Below are 1,669 nucleotides of genomic sequence, written 5' to 3'. Positions count from 1 at the left end.
TCAGTCGCCTTGATCCCGGTGGGTACGCCTTGCGGGCGTGAAAACATGGGTGCGGTGCCTGCCCGCCGACCCCGGTGTTCTCTTGGGCCGTTGAGCCCGTAGGTCAGTCTGGTGCTGGGGCCGTAGTGGGGCCACGCACTGTTGCTTTCGAGCACGCCGGTCAGATTCTCGCTCCCCCTCGGTCCCTTGGGCAGGCACCGCCCTTGGTACGGATGCCGATACGAGGAGGGGCCGCTGATGGCGGAGGACGACGGGGCCGAGGAGATCGAGCACGCCGCGGAGTTGGTGGAGCGCGTCGCGGCGATCGACATCGCCAAGGCGTCCGGCATGGTCTGCGTGCGGGTGCCGCACGAGGACAAGCCGGGCAAGCGCGTCCAGCGGGTCTTCCACGTGGCCGCGACCAGCGGCGCGATCCTGGACCTGGGCGATCACCTGGTCTGCCAGGGCGTGACCCGGGTCGTCATGGAAGCCACGTCGACCTACTGGAAGCCGTTCTTCTTCCTGCTCGAGGCCCGGGGCCTGGAGTGCTGGCTGGTCAACGCCCGTGACGTGAAGAACGTCCCAGGGCGGCCGAAGACCGACAAGCTGGACGCGGTATGGCTGGCCAAGCTCGCCGAGCGGGGCATGCTCCGCGCCTCGTTCGTGCCGCCGAAGCCAGTCCGCGAGCTGCGTGACCTCACCCGCTCCCGCGCGGTCCTCACCCACGAGCGCACCCGTCACAAGCAGCGCGGGGAGAAGCTCCTCGAGGACGCCCAGATCAAGCTCTCCACGGTGCTCTCCGACATCTACGGGGTCTCCGGCCGAGCGATGCTGGAGGCCCTGATCGCCGGCGAGCGCAGTCCCAAGGCCCTCGCCGACCTGGCCCACGGCACCGTCAAGGCCACGCCCACCGTCCTGGCCGAGGCCCTGCGCGGGCAGTTCGACGAACACCACGCGTTCATGCTGCGGATGCTGCTGGACACCATCGACCATCTGAACGTGCAGATCGACAGGCTCACCGCCCGGATCACCACGAAGTTCGCCGAACTGGCGGATCAACGGCCGGACACCGACGACGGCGGTGACGACGGACCCGGTCAGGGTCTGCTGCTACCCCTGACCGACGTCGAGCGCCTGGACGAGATCCCCGGCATCGGCCCGGGAACCGCCCAGGTCATCCTCGCCGAGATCGGCCTGGACATGAGCGTCTTCCCCACCGCCGGCCACCTGGTCTCCTGGGCCAAACTCTCCCCGCGCACGATCCAGTCCGGTGGCAAGCACACCAGCGGCCCCACAGGGAAGGGCAACCCCTGGCTACGCGGTGCACTCGGCGAAGCCGCCGTCTCCGCCGCTCGCACCGACACCTTCCTCGGCGCCCGCTACCGACGCCTGGTCAAACGCCGAGGCCACATGAAGGCCCTGGTCGCCGTCGCCCGCTCGATCCTGGTCTCCGTCTGGCACTTGATGAGCAACCCCCGCGCCCGCTACCGCGAGCTCGGCGCCGACTTCCACACCCGCAACCTCGACCCCGCCCGCAAGACCCGCGACCTCGTCCGCCAGCTGAAAGCCCTCGGCCACGACGTCACCCTGACCCCCGCGACCATCTGACCGACCCGGCCACAGCCCGCCGACACCGACCGCCGACGGGCTACCTCGTGCTGCCCGGCCAACCCCCTGGTTTTCCGGTCAG

The 1,669-nt window shown here is 69.7% G+C and carries 1 protein-coding gene; it reads left to right on the top strand.

Features of this window, described 5'->3' with window-relative positions:
* Positions 1-237 precede the first annotated feature (237 nt).
* Positions 238-1,587: an IS110 family transposase gene (locus ACFVWU_RS44870; RefSeq protein WP_387632502.1), complete on the top strand. Its 1,350-nt coding sequence runs from the start codon at positions 238-240 to the stop codon at positions 1,585-1,587.
* Positions 1,588-1,669 lie beyond the last annotated feature (82 nt).

The sequence above is a fragment of the Kitasatospora sp. NPDC058190 genome, from assembly GCF_042883685.1.
GTDB lineage: Bacteria > Actinomycetota > Actinomycetes > Streptomycetales > Streptomycetaceae > Kitasatospora.
This window is presented reverse-complemented; position numbering and strand designations above follow the sequence as displayed.

Excerpts from the sequence above, each read along its gene's own strand:
- ACFVWU_RS44870 (WP_387632502.1), top strand. The coding sequence starts at position 238 with ATGGCGGAGGACGACGGGGCCGAGGAGATCGAGCACGCCGCGGAGTTG.